This is a genomic window from Pseudomonas sp. RV120224-01b, from assembly GCF_003208145.1.
Classification (GTDB): Bacteria; Pseudomonadota; Gammaproteobacteria; order Pseudomonadales; family Pseudomonadaceae; genus Aquipseudomonas; species Aquipseudomonas monteilii.
This window is the reverse complement of the sequence record NZ_QKMQ01000022.1, coordinates 53316-71683: the sequence shown is the minus strand read 5'-3', so window position 1 is coordinate 71683 and position 18368 is coordinate 53316. Positions and strand designations below refer to the sequence as shown.

Below are 18368 nucleotides of genomic sequence, written 5' to 3'. Positions count from 1 at the left end.
GGAGGCACCATGCATAGCCTGGGCATTCTCGGGGTGGGCGAACTCACCGAAAAAGTGGTCATCGGCCTGCGCCGCAGCGGTTTTGACGGCCCCATCCTGCTTTCACCGCGCAATGCTCAACGGGCCGCCGTGCTTGCCCGCGACCATGGTTGCCAGGTGCTGGCCAGCAACCAGGCGGTAGTCGACCAGGCAGAACTGCTGATACTTGGCGTACGCCCGCATTCGCTTGCCGAACTGGCCGATGAGGTACAACTGCGCCCCGGCCAGCGCCTGGTTTCGCTGGCTGCCGGGATCGGCCTTGCGCAACTGGCCAGCGCCTTCCCCGGCGCCCTTTGTGTACGTGCGATGCTGTCGTATGCGGCGCAGTACAACCAGTCGACGGTAGTCGTCTGCCCGCCCGATGCGCTCACCACGCAGTACCTGGGGCCGCTGGGCAAACTGGTGGTCCTGCACGGCGAGCCTGAATTCGAACTGGCCACCGTTGCAGCCTGCATGAATGGCTGGTTCTACTTCCTGCTGCACGACTTGCAGCAGTGGCTGATGGACAAAGGCCTGCCCGCAACCGAGGCACGTGCGCTGGTGCTAGGCAACCTGCAAGACTGCGTGGCCAGCGCCGGGCAGCAGCCGGAATACACGCTCAAGGCCCTGGGCCAGGCCATTGCCACGCCGGGCACCTTTACCGCAGACGGGCTGGCGGTACTGATGCATCAGCCGGTCAGTGCCACCTGGGGTGCAGCGTGCGAAGTGGTACTGGACGGGTTGTTGACGCGCGCCGGGCTGACCGGGCGATAAGCGCCACAGGGCCGACGAGTGCATCGTCGGCCCCGCCTGCCGCTACAGCTGCCGATACACCCGCGCCGTGTCCTCCTCGAAATGCTTCAGCTCCGCCTGCCGCCGTGCCTCCGACCAGCCCAGCACCGCCGCCACCTGCTGCGACAGCTGCTCTACCCGCGCCCGCCCCAGGTCCGGGTCCAACCCACAGGGCAGGCGCCTGCGCACCACATCCACCAGCCGCACCACATGCTCGCGCCGCACCACTGCCGCGATGTCGTCACTGTCGACCCGACCGCGTTCCAGCATGCCTTCAGGCGCCTTGCCACGCTTGCCCAGCCGCGCCTCCACGCCACGGGCAATCACCCGTGCAGCGTGGCGGTGCAGCATGATGGTGGAACCGGTCAGCGTCAGCAGGCCCGGCTTGCCCGCCGCTTCGCTCAGGCGTACCGGCAAGTGTGTGCTGCGCCCATCCAGCGTCGAGGTCGGGCGCACACCACACCAGCAGTGCTGCACATCGTCGCGGGTCAGTTGCAGGTCGGGGAACAGGTGGTTGGCTTCGCTGAGGATGTAGTCGATTTCGCTGTCCTCTACCCGTATGGTGTCCGGGTCGTCATGGAATTCCGACTCAGTTGGCCCAATGAAGTGGAACTCGCGCCAAGGGAACACGTAGTAAGGCTCACCCTTGCTGGAGAACGCCTCCAGGCCCTGCCCGCGATACGCCTCGGGCAGGCGCACCATCACGTTCACACCCTTGATCCCCAACACCCTTGGGCCAGCGTCGGCCGCACCCGGCACGCGGTCCACCCAGGGGCCTGCGGCGTTGATCACCACGTTGGCGGTCACCCTGGCCTGGCCCTGGGTCTCAGGGGCCTGCTCGTCCAGGGTCAATCGCCACTGGGCATCCTGGCGTTGCAACTGGCTGACGCGGGTGTAGGTGCGCACCGTAGCGCCACGCCATTGCGCGTCCAACGCTGTGTCGACGCAAATGCGCTCGGGCCAGGCATACATGTACTCCTCGAACACGCCCACCCCGCGCAGTGGCCCACCCAGCCCGGCTGCCATGGCGCTGTCCCCCGCCGCCTGCTGCTGCGACTGGCGCCGGTAGGCCAGCGGCACCTTCCAGCCACCCAGCGCCTCGACCAGGCGAAACCCCATGTCCACCAGCCATTCCGGGTAACGGTCACCCCGGCGGAACGGGTAATGGAAGCGGTGCCGGGTCAGGTGGCCTGGCATGTCCTTGACCAGCTCGGCACGGCAGCGCATCACCTGGCGGGTGTAGCGCAGCCGCTGCCACATGTCCAATGGCCGGAACGGGATCTGCCACAGCGGGTAGCGTGCTGCCAGGTAACCCAGCCCCGAATAGAGCATGCGGCTGGAGCGTGAGGAGGTACCGGCGCCGATATCGCCACGGTCCACCAGCAAGGTGCGGAAGTTACGGGCGGCCAGTTGCCGGGCAGCGGCACAGCCGACCGCACCGGCGCCGATGACCACCACGTCGTAATGGTCGCCATCAAGGGAGTCGAGTGAGGGGCGGGTCATGGTTCTGATTCCAGGTAGTTGTAATTGTGCTGAAAACCTCAGTACCGGCAAGCCGGCCCCCACACATTAGAAAAGGCCCCGGCACCACCCCTAGAACATCCATGACAACTTGCATAAGGCCTCGGCACACCCGGTCAGCACATTCCATGACTCGTCCGAGCCGTTATAGGGCGCCCTCACAAGCCGGTGCGATAGTGCCGGGACGCTAGTGCAGCGAATAACAACAAGAGGTAAATCGCATGTCAGTTTCCAAACGCTCCGTCGAAGATGCGCCGCTCAACGCGTTCCACCGCAAGCTGACGGTCTACTCCGCTGGCGGGCCTTTTCTCGATGGCTACGTCCTGAGCATCATCGGCGTCGCCATGCTGCAAATCACCAACGCCCTGCAGCTGTCGGCCTTCTGGGAAGGGCTGATCGCCGCATCGGCCCTGATCGGGGTTTTCCTGGGTGGTTTTCTCGGTGGCTGGTTCACCGACAAGTACGGGCGCAAGGTGCTGTACCTGGTCGACCTGATCGCCATCGTCGGTTTCTCGGTGGCGCAGTTCTGGGTGGAGTCGGCCTGGGCACTGTTTGTCTGGCGGCTGCTGATCGGTATCGCGGTGGGCGCCGACTACCCGATCGCCACCTCGCTGCTGGCCGAGTTCCTGCCACGCAAGCAACGTGGGCCACTGCTGGCTGCCATGGTGCTGATGTGGTTTGCCGGTGCGGCCGTGGCCTACATGGTCGGCGAACTGCTGCTGCGTGTAGGCGGTGAAGACGGCTGGCGCTATGTACTGGCCAGTGCCCTGATACCGGGTGCGCTGTTCCTGGTCGCACGCAGTGGCACACCGGAATCGCCCCGCTGGCTGCTGAGCAAAGGCCGCACCGCCGAAGCCGATGCCGTGATAAAGAAAGTCTACGGGCCCGACTACTCCATTGCCGACCTGCCGGAGCAGGCCACCGACAAGCCGGTTTCCGTGTGGTCGCTGTTCCACTCCGGTTACGGCAAGCGCATGGCCTTCGTCACGCTGTTCTGGACCTGCGCCATCGTGCCGCTGTTTGCCATCTACTCGTTTGCCCCCAAAGTGTTGCAGGCACTGCAATTGACCGGTGACTGGGCGGCCTTCGGCTCCATCGCCATCACCTTGCTGTTCACCCTGGGCTGCCTGCTGGCCACCAAGCTGATCAACCGCCTGGGCCGGCGCAACATGCTGATCCACAGCTTCCTCTGGTCAGGCATGTCGCTGGTCATGCTGGGCGTGTTCCCGGATGCCTCGCCCACGACCATTCTGGTGCTGTTCGGTGCCTATGCCGTGCTGATTGGCGGCGCCCAGGTGCTTGAATACGTCTACCCCAACGAGCTGTTCCCAACCGAAATCCGTGCGTCAGCCGTAGGCCTTGCCACTTCGCTGTCGCGCATTGGCGCCGCCGTGGGCACGTACCTGGTGCCGATTTCCCTGGCCAGCTACGGCATTGCCAACACCATGTTCGCTGCCGCCTTGATCTCGCTGTTCGGCGCCCTGATTTCCTGGTGGCTGGCCCCCGAGACTAGCAAGCTCGACCTGCAGCAAGCCGCCGCCCTTGGAAACCACGGCAACACCACCGCCACCACCCGACCCGTTGCACGTAAAGCCTGAAGGAGCCTTTTCATGAGCCAGTCACTGACCGTCGTACGCAATGCCCCCATCTCGCCGCTGGGCGCCCCCGCCCCGGCCCGCCTGCCGATCGGTGAACCCATCGCCCAGGCCGCCAGCGCCCAGGACCAGACCGACGAGGCCGCCGGCGCCAGCATCGGTGTATGGGAAAGCAGCCCGGGGGTGTTCCGCCGCTACCTGAAAAACCGCGAGTTCAGCCACATTGTCAGTGGCTGGTGCACCTTCACTCCCGACGGCGGCGAGCCGGTGGAGCTGCGCGCTGGCGATGCGGTGCTGTTCCCGGAGAACTGCGAGGGGGTGTGGGACATTCGCGAAACCCTGCGCAAGACCTACGTGCTGTTCTAAGGACCCAGTCGATGATCGAACGTATCAACCCAGGCAAACGCGCCAGCCAGCTGGTGCTGGTAGACGGCCGTATCGAAACTTCTGGCATCGTTGCCCTGCAACCGGGCGACATCGCTGCGCAAACCCGCTGCGTACTGGCGCAGCTGGAGCAGTGGCTGGCGCAGGTCGGCGCGGGCAAAGGCAACCTCACCCGCATGCAGATCTGGCTGGCTGACATGGGCGAGTTTGCGGCGATGAATGAAGTGTATGACGCCTGGGTGGGTGAACAGCCACCGGTGCGGGCCTGTGTAGGGGCTGCGCTGGCAGCCCCTGAATACCGCATCGAGATCCAGGCCTTCGGCCAGCTCTGAATGCCACACGGCCGCTGAGGGAGCGGCCTTGTGTCGCGATGGCTTGTTAGAGCTCCGGATCCAGCCCCACCTTGTCGCCATGCCAGTCAAACCGCTCCACCTCATGCCGGCGCTTGCGGAAGCTGTAAGGCGTCTCGCCATACTGCTTGCGGAACCACAAGATAAAGTGCGAAGCATCGGAAAACCCGCACGCCAAGGCAATGGTGGTGATGTTCTGGCTGGTGTTCACCAGAAGCCGCCGGGCATGGTCCAGGCGCAACTTGCGCCAGTAGTTGGCCGGCGGTTCCTGGGTATTGGCGACGAACTCGCGGTGCAACTGCCGGGGGTGGGTACCCACCGCCTCGGCCACGGCCTTGAGGGTCATCGACGCATCCAGGTTGGCACGCATGAAGCTGATCGCCCGCTGCACCCGGTCGTTCTGGTACACACATTCGCTGGCCGCCTTGTCTTGCGGCTCATCAGCGCGCTCATCCACCAACAGGTACTCCAGGCCCTTCTGTGCCCGCACCGCACCGCAATGCCGGCGAATCAGGTTAGCCGCCAAATCAATGGCAGTACCGCCCGGGCAGGTGATGATGCCGCGGTCGTCCACATAGCTCTTGTCGATCACCGCCGTGGTAAGCGGAAAACGTTCCTTGAACTCATCGCGCAAGGTGAAATGCAGCGCGCAGCGCCGGCCATCGAGCAGCCCGGCCTTGCCCAGCACAAACGACCCAGAGCACAGCGCGATGATCGGGATATTCGCCGCATGCACCTCACGCAATGCGTCCAACAGCCAGGCCGGCGGATTGCGGGTTTCGTCCAGCAAGCCGCCTGCAAGCACGATGTAGTCGTACTGGGCGAACAGGTTCAGGGGCTTGGTCGGCGAAATGGGCATGCCGCAACTGGCGGTGATCGGCTGGTCGTCCAGGGTCATCCAGTCCCACTGGCAATACACCTGCTGGCTACGGAACGACTTGTCCGCCGCGAAACGCAGCGAGTCCACCAGCCCCGCCACCGGCACCAGGGTGAAGTGATTCATCAGCACGAAGCCCACCCGCAGTTCGGGCTTGACCTGCACGCTGTCAACGGAGGCTTGCAACGGTTGTTCTTGTTGTTCGGCAAACATCGACACGGGCCTCATGACATCTGCAATGGCGCCATTCTAAAGCGCGCCCTGCGTCCGTCATATCATATGCATCCCCACAAATAGGAAGTCCATGACAAAAGGCGGCGCCGTTCTATCAATTGTCATGGCTGTAATATCAGCCCCCCTGCCCGGCTGAGCATCATGTAGGCACAAGACAAACATGCTCAGAGGCACCCCTCATGTACCGTGGATTCTGGTATGCCCAGGCACTTGACCTGGACAGCGACCTGGCCCCTGCCCTGCAGGACTCGATTGATGCTGACGTGTGCATCGTCGGCGGTGGCTTCCTTGGCCTGTGGTCGGCCATCCGCCTGAAGCAGGCGCACCCGGAAAAAACCATCGTCATCGTCGAGCGCGACCGCTGCGGCTCGGGCGCCAGCGGGCGCAACGGTGGCGTGGCCACCAACTGGTGGGGCAAGTACCTGTCGGTACGCACCATCTGCGGCGATGTCGAGGCACGGCGCATCTGCGAGGCGGCCGAGTCGGCCATCGACGAGATCGGCAGCTTCTGCCAGCAACACGGCATCGACGCCCAGTACCGCAAGGACGGTTGGCTGTGGACGGCCACCAACCAGCGCCAGATGAACTCCTGGCGCGTGCTCACCGACGGCCTGCAGAAGCTCGACGTCAACCCGTTCCAGGCGCTGGACCGCCAGACCATCCGTGGCCGTGTTGGCTCGCCCCTGGTACTGGGCGGCATCTTCGACCCCAACGCCGCCACCGTGCAGCCCGCCATGCTGGCCCGCGGCCTGCGCCGCGTGGCGCTGAAGCTGGGCGTGCAAATTTTCGAGAAATCGCCCTTCACCCACCTGGTGCGCGGCAAGCGCCCGGTGGTGCACACCGCCAAGGGTCATGTAAAAGCCAACCACGTGGTGCTGGCGCTCAATGCCTGGGGCGCGCAGTTCCCCGAGCTGCGTCGGATGATCGCGATCATGTCCAGCGACATGGTCGCCACCGCACCGGTCAAGGCCAGGCTCGACGCTATCGGCTTCAGTGGCGGCGAGTGCATGACCGACTCGCGCACCGTGCTCAACTACTGGCGCAACACCCCGGACGGGCGCGTGGTGTTCGGCAAGCCGCTGGGCCAGTTCGCCTTTGCCGGGCGTATCGGCAACCTGTATGAAAAACCCTCGCCGGCCGCCGACAAGGTCGCCGCCGAACTGCGCCGCCTGTACCCGCAGTTGCAGGATGTACCGGTGGTCAGCAGCTGGACCGGGCCGATCGACCGGGCCATGAAGGGCCTGCCCAACTTCGGCTACCTCGACCAACACCAGACCGTCAGCTACGGCATCGGTTTTTCCGGCAACGGCGTGGCCACCACGGTGTTCGCCAGCCGCATTATCAAGTCGCTGGCCACCCATGCCAACGACGAGTGGGCCAATTGCGGCCTGGTCAACCAGAAGATGAAGCTGCTGCCGCCAGAGCCGTTGCGCTTCTTTGGCGCGCACCTGGTACGCGATGCACTGGTGCGCAAGGAATCGCTGGAGGACCACGACCAGGATGCCGGCTTCATCACCCGCCAGCTGGTGGGCATGGCGCCTGCCGGCTACGTGCCCGCGCAGAAAAAACAAGGACAATAACGTGAGCGAACATATCGTCCTCCTCGACGACGAAGGCCTGGCGCCTTCCACCCGCCTGAAGCGCCCTGATTGCGAGCACAGCTGGCAGCAGTTCGCCTACACCCACCCAGAGCAGATACTGGAGCACCTGAAAAACGCGACGGTGGCGCTGACGTTCAGCGTGCCGCTGCGCGAAGAGCACCTGCGCCAGTTGCCCAAGCTGAAGATGATTTCGCTGGCCCTGACCGGCCGCGACATCGTCGATGTCGGCTACTGCGAAGCCCATGGCATCGAAGTATCCAGCGTACCGGGCTATGCCGCCAACACCGTGGCCGAGCACAGCCTGGCCATGATCCTGGAGCTGTTCCGCCGCCCGGCCGCCTTCACCCGCCTGATGCGCCAGGTGCATGCCGGCGAAAAGCCGTTCCAGAACATCTACTTCAACCACCGTATCCGCGACGTGCGCGACAAGCAGCTGGCGATCATCGGCAGCGGCCCGATCGCCCTGCGCCTGGCGCACCTGGCGCGGGCGTTCGGCATGCGCGTGTGGTTCGAAGACCGAGGCGGCAAACGCCAAGGCCCGGACTGCCGCCCCTTGGCCGATATGCTGAAAAGCTGCGACGTGCTGTCGATCAACTGCCCGCTCACGCCAGAAACCCACAACCTGATCGATGCCGCGCAACTGGCGTTGATGAAGCCTGACGCCGTGGTGGTCAACACCGGCCGTGGCGGCGTGGTCAACGAAGCCGCGTTGATCCAGGCACTGCAACAAGGCCGCCTGGGCGGCGTGGCGCTGGACGTGGTGGAAGTGGAGCCATTGCACCCCAGCAACCCACTGTTCCAGCTGATCGACCGCGATGACTTTCTGCTTAACCCGCACATCGCCTGGAGCAGCGAAGACGCCATGCAGCAGTTGATGGACAGCGCCGTGGACAACATCAGCCATTTCGTCGCCCGCCAGGTTTCTGAAAAAAGGATTCGCAGCGCATGACCCCTGTCACCAAAAGCAGCTACGTCGATGGCACCTTTATCCCACTGACCGGCAATGCCGACATCCTGGAAAACCGCAACCCGTCCAACCCGGGCGAAGTGGTCGAACGCTTCGAACGCGCTGAGCAGACGCTGACCGAACAGGCCATTGCCGCTGCCCACCGCGCGCAGCCGGCCTGGGCACGCAGCAACCCACAGCTGCGTGCGGACGCGCTGGACTTCATCGGCAGCGAAATCCTCGCCCGCCGCGAGGAACTGGCCACGCTGCTGGCCCGCGAAGAAGGCAAGGTAGTGCGCGAAGCGCTGGGCGAAGTGGACCGCGCCGGGCGCTCGTTCAAGTTCTACGCTCAGGAAGCCCTGCGTGCCGAAGGCGAGAAGTACACGTCAGTACGCCAGGACGTGAGCATCGATGTGTTCACCCAGCCACTGGGTGTGGTCGGCATCATCGCCCCGTGGAACTTCCCTATCGCCATCCCTGCATGGAAGATCGCCCCGGCGCTGTGCTTTGGCAACTGCGTGGTGTTCAAACCGGCCGAGCTGGTGCCCTCCTCGGCCTGGGCCCTGGCCGAAATCATCTCCCGCGCCGGTTTGCCTGCGGGCGTGTTCAACATGCTGATCGGCCCGGGGCGCAGCGTTGGTGACACGATCATCCGCTCGCCGCTGGTCGATGGCATCAGCTTCACCGGCTCCGAGCACACCGGTCGGCAAATTGCCCGGCTGGCCGCCGAAGGCATGAAGAAAGTGCAGTTGGAGATGGGCGGCAAGAACCCGCTGATCGTGCTGGACGATGCCGACCTGGAACAGGCGGTGGAAGTGGCCTTGAACGGCTCGTTCTACAGCACCGGCCAGCGCTGTACCGCCAGTTCGCGGGTGATCGTGACCGAGGGCATTCACGACGCTTTCGTCGCACGCCTGGCTGAGCGTACCCGCACCTTGAAGGTGGGGGATGCGCTGCAGGCCAGCACCGACATCGGCCCGGTGGTTGACAGCCGGCAGCTGGAGCAGAACCTCGCCTATGTGGCAGCAGGTGTTGAACAGGGTGCGAAGCGGGTATGCGGTGGCGAGCGTATCGATAACCAGGCGGGGGCGTATTTCTTTACCCCGGCCCTGTTTACCGAGGTAACGCCGGACATGCGCATCTATCGAGAGGAAATATTCGGGCCGGTGCTGAGCGTGCTCAAGGTGCGCGACTACGCCGAAGCCTTCGCGGCAGCCGAGGATACGGCGTTCGGCCTGTCCGCTGGCATCGTCACCACCTCGCTGCGCCAGGCCGAGCATTTCAAGCGCAACAGTTCGGCGGGGATGGTGATGGTCAACCTGCCGACGGCCGGGGTGGATTACCACGTGCCATTTGGGGGCAACGGGGCATCGAGCCTGGGTTCGCGAGAACAGGGGACGCATGCGCGGCAGTTCTTTACCCGTGTAAAGACCACCTACCAGTTGGCTTGATCGGTCCATTTCGTGGAACCCCCAAGGGAACTACCACCACCTGCGTGCTTTCTTAAACACTGAGTGGTTTATTCCCTTGGGCTTCACGCTACTGGAGAACACGACATGCGCCACCTACTCCTCGCTCCTGCGCTGCTGCTCCTGCTGCCTGCCGGTGCTGCCCTGGCCCGCGTCGATGCGGGCGACGTCGCCACCTCGGCCGGTATCTCCGCCTCGCTTTACTCGACCTTCAAGGACGATAAACGGATCATCCCGGCACGCGATGAACTTTCTGCCTTCGTTGCAAGCGGTGGGGCTATCCGTGGCGCCTATGTGGAGTCGGCGCTGGAACAGGCCCGCAAGGACCATCCTAGGCTGCAAGCCAGCGATGAAGAGCTGGCCCGGGCCATTCTGTCGCAGGATGACCGTATAGCTGACCATTGAGGTCAACCTGCACCGGCCCTTTCGCGGGCAAGCCCGCTCCCACAGGATCTGCGCAGCCATCAGGCTTGGCGCGTTCCCTGTGGGAGCGGGCTTGCCCGCGAAGAGGCCGGCACAGGACTAGATCATCCCCAGCCATCCATGCGCATGGTCGCCCTGACCAACCGCTGCTCTTCCTGCTCGATCTCCCGCAAACTGTCGCGAATCCCGTTGATATGCTCGCGCGCCGCCCGCTGCGCCTGCTCCGGCAACTGCTCCATCACCGCCTGATACAAGCGTGCATGCTGGCGGTCGATCTGGCGCTTTTGCGCCGGCCGGCAATACAGGTTGTTGACCGAGGCAAACACCGTGCTCAAGGTCAGGTCGCTGAGCGATTGCAAGGTATGCACCAGCACCGGGTTGTGTGACGCCTCACTGATCGCCCGGTGGAACGCGTGGTCGCGACGGGCATGTTCACGGGCATCGATCGCGTCGGGTGCCTCGTGCGCGGCCAGCATTTCTTCGTAGCGCCGGCGAATCAGCAAGCGGTCAACCTCGGTGGCCCGTAACGCCGCCAGCCGCGCCGATTCGGCCTCCAGCAACGCCCGCACTTCCAGCAAGTCGAACAGCGTACGCGGCTGCGAGCCAAACAAATGCATCAACGGTGTGGCACCCGACTGCCCTGTCAGGTCGGCGACGAACGAACCCCGCCCCTGTTCGGTATCGATGATGCCGCGCCCCCGCAGAATGCGTAGCCCTTCGCGCAGTGCCGAGCGTGAACACCCCAGCTTCTCCACCAACCGCCGCTCCGACGGCAAGGCCTGGCCCACCTTGAGTACGCCGTCAACGATCAGCCGCTCCACCCGCTCGGCCACCTGGTCAGCGACCTTGGCTTTGCCTTCAGCACCCATCACGCCCTCTCCCACTGGTAGGACCACTTCGACCGATAGCTCCAATCTAGCCAGGCAAAGCCGTCAATAACCAGCCCTTTGCAGAAAAACTGGTAGGACCAGTGAACGACGTACTCGACCCGGGCCGCTGGCAAGCGCAGGCTGCAACGGTGACCGCTTTGCCAACAACAACAAAAACGTTGCCGAGTGAGCCGATGAATATCCTGTACGACGAACGCGTCGATGGCGCGCTGCCCACCGTAGACCAGGCGGACCTGTTGCAGGCGCTGCGCAAGGCCCTGCCAGACCTCGATATCCTGTACCGCGAAGAAGACCTCAAACCCTACGAATGCGACGGCCTCTCGGCCTATCGCACGGTACCGCTGCTGGTGGTGCTGCCCGAGCGCCTGGAGCAGGTGCAGGCCTTGCTCAGGCTCTGCCACCAGCGCGGCGTACCCGTGGTAGCCCGTGGTGCCGGCACCGGCCTGTCGGGCGGCGCCCTGCCGCTGGCCAAGGGGATCCTGCTGGTAATGGCCCGCTTCAACCGCATTCTGGAGGTCAATCCACAGGGCCGTTACGCCCGTATGCAACCCGGCGTGCGCAACCTGGCCATCTCCCAGGCGGCCGCACCGCACGGTATGTACTACGCACCAGACCCGTCCTCGCAAATTGCCTGTTCCATCGGTGGCAACGTCGCCGAAAACGCCGGTGGCGTGCACTGCCTGAAATACGGCCTGACCGTGCACAACCTGCTCAAGGTGGAAATCCTCACGGTGGAAGGAGAACGCCTGACCCTCGGCAGCGATGCCCTGGACAGCCCGGGCTTCGACCTGCTGGCACTGTTCACGGGCTCCGAAGGCATGCTCGGCATCGTCACGGAAGTTACCGTCAAGCTGCTCCCCAAGCCCCAGGTGGCGCGGGTGCTGCTGGCCAGTTTCGACCGTGTCGAGGACGCCGGCCAGGCAGTCGCCGAAATCATCGCTGCCGGTATCATTCCCGGCGGCCTGGAGATGATGGACAACCTGGCCATCCGCGCCGCCGAAGACTTCATTCATGCCGGCTACCCGGTGGACGCGGCGGCCATCCTGTTGTGCGAGCTGGATGGCGTCGAGGCCGATGTGCATGACGATTGTGAACGGGTGGCCGCCGTGCTGGCGCAAGCCGGAGCCCGCGAGGTACGGCTGGCCCGCGACGAAGCCGAGCGCGTGCGTTTCTGGGCCGGGCGCAAGAACGCCTTCCCGGCGGTGGGGCGCATCTCGCCGGATTACTACTGCATGGACGGCACCATCCCGCGCCGCGAACTGCCACGGGTACTCAAGGGCATCAGTGACCTGTCTGCGGAATACGGCCTGCGCGTGGCCAACGTGTTCCATGCCGGCGACGGCAACATGCACCCGCTGATCCTGTTCGATGCCAACCTGCCAGGTGAGCTGGAGCGCGCCGAAGCCATCGGCGGCAAGATCCTCGAACTGTGCGTGGCGGTAGGCGGCAGCATCACGGGCGAGCACGGCGTAGGCCGCGAGAAAATCAACCAGATGTGCGCGCAGTTCAACAGCGACGAAATCACCCTGTTCCACGCGGTGAAGGCCGCCTTCGACCCGCAGGGCCTGCTCAACCCCGGCAAGAACATTCCCACCCTGCACCGCTGCGCCGAGTTCGGCGCCATGCATGTGCACCATGGGCAACTGCCCTTCCCCGAGCTGGAGCGTTTCTGATGAGCATGGACCGCGACAACAGCCAGGCCCTGCTGGAGCAGGTCGGCCAGGCGCTGAACCAAGGCACACCGCTGCGTATCCAGGGCAGTAACAGCAAAGCCATGCTGGGCAACCTTGTCGCTGGCGAAGTACTCGACACCCGCAGCCACCGTGGCATCGTCAGCTACGACCCGACCGAACTGGTGCTCACCGCCCGCGCCGGCACACCGCTGCGCGAGATCGAAGCGGCGCTGCACGAAGCCGGCCAGATGCTTCCCTGTGAACCGCCACACCTGGGCCCGGACGCCACCTTGGGCGGCATGGTCGCCGCCGGCTTGTCTGGCCCCCGGCGGCCATGGGCCGGGTCGGTACGTGACTACGTGCTCGGCACGCGGGTGATCACCGGCCACGGCAAGTTGCTGCGCTTTGGTGGCGAAGTGATGAAGAACGTGGCCGGTTACGATGTATCACGGCTGATGGCGGGCAGCTTCGGTTGCCTGGGGTTGCTGACCGAGGTTTCGTTGAAAGTACTGCCCCGGCCGCGCCAATGCCTGAGCCTGCGCCTGCCAATGGGCCGGCATGAGGCGCTGGCCGAGTTGGCCGAATGGGGCCAGCAGCCGCTGCCGATCAGCGCGGCTTGCCATGACGGCGAAGCGCTGTACCTGCGCCTGGAGGGCGGCGAAGGTTCGGTTCAGTCGGCACGCCAGCGACTGGGCGGCGCAACCCTCGACAGCCGGTTCTGGAGCGACCTGCGCGAGCAGCGCCTGGCATTCTTCAACAGCCCTGCACCGCTGTGGCGCCTGTCACTGCCCAACGCCACCGGCGAGCTGGACCTGCCCGGCCAGCAATTGATCGACTGGGGTGGAGCGCAGCGCTGGCTTACGTCCAGCGCACCGGCCCAGGCCATTCGCGACCTGGTCGCCAACGTGGGCGGCCACGCCACCTGCTACGCCCCCGGCGCAGACAGTAGCCCGCCGCTGCCCGCGGCACTGATGCGCTACCACCAGACGCTGAAGCAACAGCTCGACCCCCAGGGCGTGTTCAACCCTGGCCGCCTGTACCCGAACCTGTGAGGCCAGACCATGCAAACCAACCTGAGTGAAGCATCCCGACGCCTGGCCCGCGCCGACGAGGCAGAAAGCATCCTGCGGTCCTGCGTGCACTGCGGTTTCTGCACCGCCACCTGCCCGACCTACCAGTTGCTGGGCGATGAACTGGACGGCCCGCGCGGGCGCATCTACCTGATCAAGCAACTGCTCGAAGGCGAGCCGGTCACGGCCAACACGCAACTGCACCTGGACCGTTGCCTGACCTGCCGCAACTGCGAAACCACTTGCCCCTCAGGGGTGAAGTACCACGACCTGCTGGACATCGGCCGCGCCGTGGTCGAACAACAGGTGCCGCGCCCGCTCGGTCAGCGCCTGCTGCGCCAGGGCCTGCGAGCCGTGGTGCCACGCCCGGCGCTGTTCAAGGCCCTGACCCGTGGCGGCCAGGCCCTGCGCCCGCTGCTGCCGGCCACACTCAAACGCAAACTGCCGGCACGGGTAGTCGCACCCGGCCAGCGCCCGGCACCACGCCATGCACGGCGGGTGTTGATGCTCGAAGGCTGCGTGCAGCCGGCCTTGTCGCCCAACACCAACGCCGCCGCCGCGCGCCTGCTCGACCGCCTGGGCATCAGCGTGCAGCCGATCCACCAGGCCGGCTGCTGTGGCGCGGTGGACTACCACCTCAATGCCCAAGAGCAAGGCCTGCAGCGTGCGCGGCGCAATATCGACGCGTGGTGGCCAGCCATCGAAGCGGGGGCCGAGGCTATAGTGCAAACCGCCAGCGGCTGCGGCGCATTCGTGCGTGATTACGGCCACCTGCTGGAAAACGACCCCCGTTACGCCGCCAAGGCCGCGCGGGTCAGCGCCCTGTCCCGCGATCTGGTAGAAGTACTGCGCGATGAACCGGTCGAGCAACTGGGCCTGTGCGCCGAACAGCGCCTGGCCTTCCATTGCCCTTGTACCTTGCAACATGCCCTGAAGCTGGGCGGCGCGGTGGAAGCGCTGCTGACGCGCCTGGGCTTTACCCTCACCGCGGTGCCGGACGGCCATCTATGCTGCGGCTCGGCGGGTACCTATTCGCTGACCCAGCCCGAATTGTCGCTGCAACTGCGTGACAACCGCCTCAACGCACTGGAAAGCGGCAAACCGCACGTCATCGCCACCGCCAACATCGGTTGCCAGGCCCACCTCGACGGGGCCGGGCGTACGCCGGTACGGCACTGGATAGAAATTGTCGAAGCAGCCTTGAACCCGGAGAACCCCCATGCATAGCAAGTTCGTGATCGGCCAGGCCGAAGTCGCCCGCGTATTGGCCGCCGCCCGCCAGGAGGCCCTGGCCCAGCACTGGAACGTGACCATCGCCGTGGTTGACGACGGAGGTCACCCGCTGGCCCTGGAGCGCATGGACGGCTGTGCGCCAGCCAGTGCCTACATTGCCGTGGAAAAAGCCCGGACCTCTGCGCTGGGGCGCAAGGAAACACGGGATTACGAAGAGATGGTCAATGGCGGCCGTACTGCCTTCGTCACCGCACCGCTGCTCACCAGCCTGGAAGGTGGCGTGCCGCTGCGGGTGGAGGGCCAGGTGGTGGGTGCCATCGGCGTGTCCGGGGTCAAGTCCGAACAGGATGCCCAGGTGGCCAAGGTCGGGGCGGCTGCCTTGTAAATCCTGCACCGGCCTCTTCGCGGGCTTGCCCGCTCCCACAGGAAAAGTGCAAGTCTCGAACCCAGCGACGTACCTGTGGGAGCGGGCATGCCCGCGAAGAAGCTGGCACAGGCAACCTGTTTCCAGAAGATCGAACATCGAGCGAATAGACAATGCCAAACGAACTCCAGATCGCCCCCAGCCTCCAGCGCTTCATCGAAAACGAAGTGCTCCCCGGCACCGGCATCGAAGCCGTCCCCTTCTGGCAAGGCTTCAGCACCCTGGTCCACGACCTGGCCCCGCAAAACCGTGCCCTGCTCGCCGAACGCGAGCGCCTGCAGGCCGAGCTGGACAGCTGGCACCGCCAGCACCCCGGCCCGATCCGCGACATGGCCGCCTACCGGCACTTCCTGCAAGGCATCGGCTACCTCGTGGATGTCCCCGAAAACGTGCAAATCAGCACCCACAACGTCGACCGCGAGATCGCCGTACAAGCCGGCCCGCAACTGGTCGTGCCGCTGAGCAATGCCCGCTACGCCCTCCACGCCGCCAACGCCCGCTGGGGCTCACTGTACGATGCCCTCTACGGCACCGATGCCATCGCCGAAACCGCGGGTGCCGAGCGCGGCCAAGGCTATAACCCGGTGCGCGGCGCCAAGGTGATTGCCTATGGCCGGCAATTCCTCGATACCTCAGCCCCGCTTGCCGGCGCCTCACACAGCGACGCCAAGGCCTACGCGATCAACCAGGGCGCACTGCAGGTCACCCTGGCCGATGGCCGCCAGGTTGGCTTGCAAAAACCCGCACAAATGCGTGGCTACCAAGGCGAGCCGAACACGCCAACGGCGATCCTGCTGCAGCACCACCAACTGCATTTCGAAATCCGGATCGACCCGACCAACGTCATCGGCCAGCAGGACCTGGCCGGGGTCAAGGACATCCTCCTGGAAGCCGCACTGACCACCATCATCGACTGCGAAGACTCAGTGGCAGCCGTCGATGCCGACGACAAGGTCAATGTCTATCGCAACTGGCTGGGCCTGATGAAAGGCGACCTCAGCGAACAGGTCAGCAAGGGCGGCAAAACCTTCAGCCGCACCTTGGCCGCCGACCGCCAGTATCACGGTGCAAACGGCCAGCCGCTGACTTTGCCGGGCCGTTCGCTGCTGTTCATCCGCAACGTCGGCCACCTGATGACCAACCCGGGGATCCACGACCGCGATGGCCAGGAAATTCCGGAAGGCATCCTCGATGCCGTGGTCACCAGCCTGATTGGCCTGCACGACCTCAAGCGCCGAGGCAACTCGCGCGAAGGCAGCCTGTACATCGTCAAGCCGAAAATGCACGGGCCGGCCGAAGTGGCCTTTGCCGACCAGCTGTTCGGTCGCGTCGAAGCCCTGTTGGGCCTGCCCGCGAATACCCTGAAGATGGGCATCATGGACGAAGAGCGGCGTACCAGCGTCAACCTCAAAGCCTGCATCGCCAGTGCGGCATCACGGGTGGTGTTCATCAACACCGGCTTCCTCGACCGCACCGGGGACGAGATGCACAGCGCCATGGAAGCCGGTGCCATGCTGCGCAAGGGCGACATGAAAGGCAGCGCCTGGATCCAGGCCTACGAACGCAGCAACGTGCTGGTGGGGCTGGCCTGCGGCTTACGCGGCAAGGCGCAGATCGGTAAGGGCATGTGGGCCATGCCCGACCTGATGGCGGCCATGCTCGAACAGAAGATTGCCCAGCCCAAGGCCGGTGCCAACACCGCCTGGGTGCCCTCGCCGACGGCCGCAACGCTGCACGCGCTGCATTACCACCAGGTAGACGTGGCAGGGGTACAGCAGGCGCTGGAAGCAGTCGACCTGAACGCCCAGCGCGACGCATTGCTGAACGACCTGCTCAGCGTACCGGTCAGCCCCGAGCGGCCCTGGAGTGCCGACGATATCCAGGCTGAACTGGACAACAACTGCCAAGGCATCCTCGGTTACATGGTGCGCTGGGTCGAACAAGGAGTCGGCTGCTCCAAGGTACCGGACATCCACGATGTGGGCCTGATGGAGGACCGCGCCACCCTGCGCATTTCAGCGCAGCACATCGCCAACTGGCTGCACCATGGCGTGGTGGGTGCCGAGCAGGTCGAGGCGACGCTGCAACGCATGGCCAAGGTGGTAGACCAACAGAATGCCGGGGACCCGGCGTACCGGCCAATGGCGGCCAACTTCGAGGCATCGCATGCGTTTCGCGCCGCCCGAGAGCTGGTGTTCAAGGGGCGCGAGCAGCCCAGTGGCTATACCGAGCCGTTACTGCATGGCTGGCGGTTGCGGTTCAAGCAGCAGGTTCAACGCTAGCCCAAGCTGCGCGGTGTTGCTGGCGCGGCCTTGTGTCGCGCCGGCAGCAAACATCTGCCACCGGCCAGTCAGGGGTGGCATTCCGGCGTCTTCAGAAATTTCCCACAACGCTTTCGGAAGCGTCCTGCTTGCTGCCTCTGCACGCAAAAAACAAGATCGGCACTGGAAAACGCAAGGTCGCGATCCAGAGGAGGCTCCGTATGCACCTTTACGCCCGCTCCATTGCCGAACTGCGCAGCAGCTTGTGCGAAATGCTGGCCCATGACATCCGCAACCCCGAAGAGGATCCGCACCTGTCGGGGGTGATGTTCTTCTGCGCCACCGACGAACACTCCCGGCAACTGATCGAGCGTATCGAGTTGCTGGCCAGCGAAGTGTTCTTCGACCCTAACGGGCGGGCCATCGCGGAACACCTGAAAGCGGCCGCAGTCGATGGCGTGCGCATCAAGCGCAACCGCAAGGCGCCAGCGGATGAAACGGTGATACGCATCGCGGTAGCGGACAAGGGCTATATCACGGTGAGTACAGCCCGGCTCTGAGATTATGGGGGCTGCTTTGCAGCCCATCGCCGGCAAGCCAGCTCCCA

Annotated in this window: 17 protein-coding genes; 14 read left to right on the top strand and 3 right to left on the bottom strand. The window is 64.8% G+C overall.

All coding sequences use genetic code 11. The features are described from left to right. The first annotated feature begins 9 nt into the window (after positions 1-9). Positions 10-792, top strand: coding sequence for an NAD(P)-binding domain-containing protein (locus tag N436_RS25855; RefSeq protein WP_105948428.1), 783 nt, complete (start codon positions 10-12; stop codon positions 790-792). A 42-nt stretch (positions 793-834) separates the two neighbouring features. Here N436_RS25855 and N436_RS25850 read toward each other — a convergent pair whose 3' ends face one another. Further along, complete coding sequence (locus N436_RS25850) at positions 835-2313, bottom strand: FAD-dependent oxidoreductase (RefSeq protein ID WP_110742288.1); 1479 nt, start codon at positions 2311-2313, stop codon at positions 835-837. Positions 2314-2552: 239 nt separating this feature from the next. Between N436_RS25850 and N436_RS25845 the strand changes: the two genes are divergently transcribed. The 3 genes from N436_RS25845 to N436_RS25835 are packed head-to-tail and all read left to right on the top strand — an operon-like array spanning position 2553 to position 4642. Continuing rightward, positions 2553-3929: an MFS transporter gene (locus N436_RS25845; protein WP_110742287.1), complete on the top strand. Its 1377-nt coding sequence runs from the start codon at positions 2553-2555 to the stop codon at positions 3927-3929. A 12-nt stretch (positions 3930-3941) separates the two neighbouring features. Further along, positions 3942-4292: a cupin domain-containing protein gene (locus N436_RS25840; protein ID WP_110742286.1), complete on the top strand. Its 351-nt coding sequence runs from the start codon at positions 3942-3944 to the stop codon at positions 4290-4292. Between the two features lie 11 nt (positions 4293-4303). Next, positions 4304-4642, top strand: a complete 339-nt coding sequence (locus N436_RS25835; protein ID WP_110742285.1) for a RidA family protein — start codon at positions 4304-4306, stop codon at positions 4640-4642. A gap of 46 nt (positions 4643-4688) precedes the next feature. On the opposite strand, the gene N436_RS25830 is transcribed toward N436_RS25835, so the two are convergent. Then, positions 4689-5723: a GlxA family transcriptional regulator gene (locus tag N436_RS25830; protein WP_232888361.1), complete on the bottom strand. Its 1035-nt coding sequence runs from the start codon at positions 5721-5723 to the stop codon at positions 4689-4691. A gap of 227 nt (positions 5724-5950) precedes the next feature. Here N436_RS25830 and N436_RS25825 point away from each other — a divergent pair, with 227 nt between their 5' ends. From N436_RS25825 to N436_RS25810, 4 genes are all read left to right on the top strand, one after another. Further along, entirely contained in the window at positions 5951-7351 is a 1401-nt protein-coding gene (locus N436_RS25825) for an FAD-binding oxidoreductase (RefSeq protein WP_110742283.1), read from the top strand. A 1-nt stretch (position 7352) separates the two neighbouring features. Further along, positions 7353-8321: an NAD(P)-dependent oxidoreductase gene (locus tag N436_RS25820; RefSeq protein WP_110742282.1), complete on the top strand. Its 969-nt coding sequence runs from the start codon at positions 7353-7355 to the stop codon at positions 8319-8321. Then, positions 8318-9769 carry an aldehyde dehydrogenase family protein gene (locus N436_RS25815; RefSeq protein ID WP_110742281.1) on the top strand — a complete coding sequence of 484 codons (1452 nt, stop codon included), beginning with the start codon at positions 8318-8320 and terminating at the stop codon, positions 9767-9769. The genes N436_RS25820 and N436_RS25815 overlap by 4 nt, the downstream gene beginning before the upstream one ends. Positions 9770-9874: 105 nt before the next feature. Beyond that, positions 9875-10192, top strand: coding sequence for a DUF2388 domain-containing protein (locus N436_RS25810; protein ID WP_110742280.1), 318 nt, complete (start codon positions 9875-9877; stop codon positions 10190-10192). Between the two features lie 122 nt (positions 10193-10314). Here the strand turns inward: N436_RS25810 and glcC are convergent, their stop codons facing one another. Then, complete coding sequence (gene glcC / locus N436_RS25800; protein WP_028699838.1) at positions 10315-11079, bottom strand: transcriptional regulator GlcC; 765 nt, start codon at positions 11077-11079, stop codon at positions 10315-10317. 194 nt (positions 11080-11273) lie between these two features. Here glcC and glcD point away from each other — a divergent pair, with 194 nt between their 5' ends. From glcD to N436_RS25770, 6 genes are all read left to right on the top strand, one after another. Beyond that, positions 11274-12773: a glycolate oxidase subunit GlcD gene (gene glcD, locus N436_RS25795; protein ID WP_110742279.1), complete on the top strand. Its 1500-nt coding sequence runs from the start codon at positions 11274-11276 to the stop codon at positions 12771-12773. After that, positions 12773-13825, top strand: a complete 1053-nt coding sequence (gene glcE / locus N436_RS25790; protein ID WP_110742278.1) for a glycolate oxidase subunit GlcE — start codon at positions 12773-12775, stop codon at positions 13823-13825. Before glcD ends, glcE begins: the two co-directional genes overlap by 1 nt. A 9-nt stretch (positions 13826-13834) precedes the next feature. Further along, the gene (gene glcF / locus N436_RS25785; protein WP_110742277.1) at positions 13835-15070 is read left to right on the top strand and encodes a glycolate oxidase subunit GlcF; all 1236 of its coding nucleotides are present in this window, start codon (positions 13835-13837) and stop codon (positions 15068-15070) included. After that, entirely contained in the window at positions 15063-15461 is a 399-nt protein-coding gene (locus tag N436_RS25780) for a heme-binding protein (protein WP_110742276.1), read from the top strand. Before glcF ends, N436_RS25780 begins: the two co-directional genes overlap by 8 nt. A gap of 152 nt (positions 15462-15613) precedes the next feature. Then, the gene (locus N436_RS25775) at positions 15614-17782 is read left to right on the top strand and encodes a malate synthase G (protein ID WP_110742275.1); all 2169 of its coding nucleotides are present in this window, start codon (positions 15614-15616) and stop codon (positions 17780-17782) included. A gap of 200 nt (positions 17783-17982) precedes the next feature. Then, a complete protein-coding gene (locus tag N436_RS25770; protein WP_060499274.1) occupies positions 17983-18321 on the top strand; it encodes a hypothetical protein in 339 nt (112 codons plus the stop codon). Positions 18322-18368 lie beyond the last annotated feature (47 nt).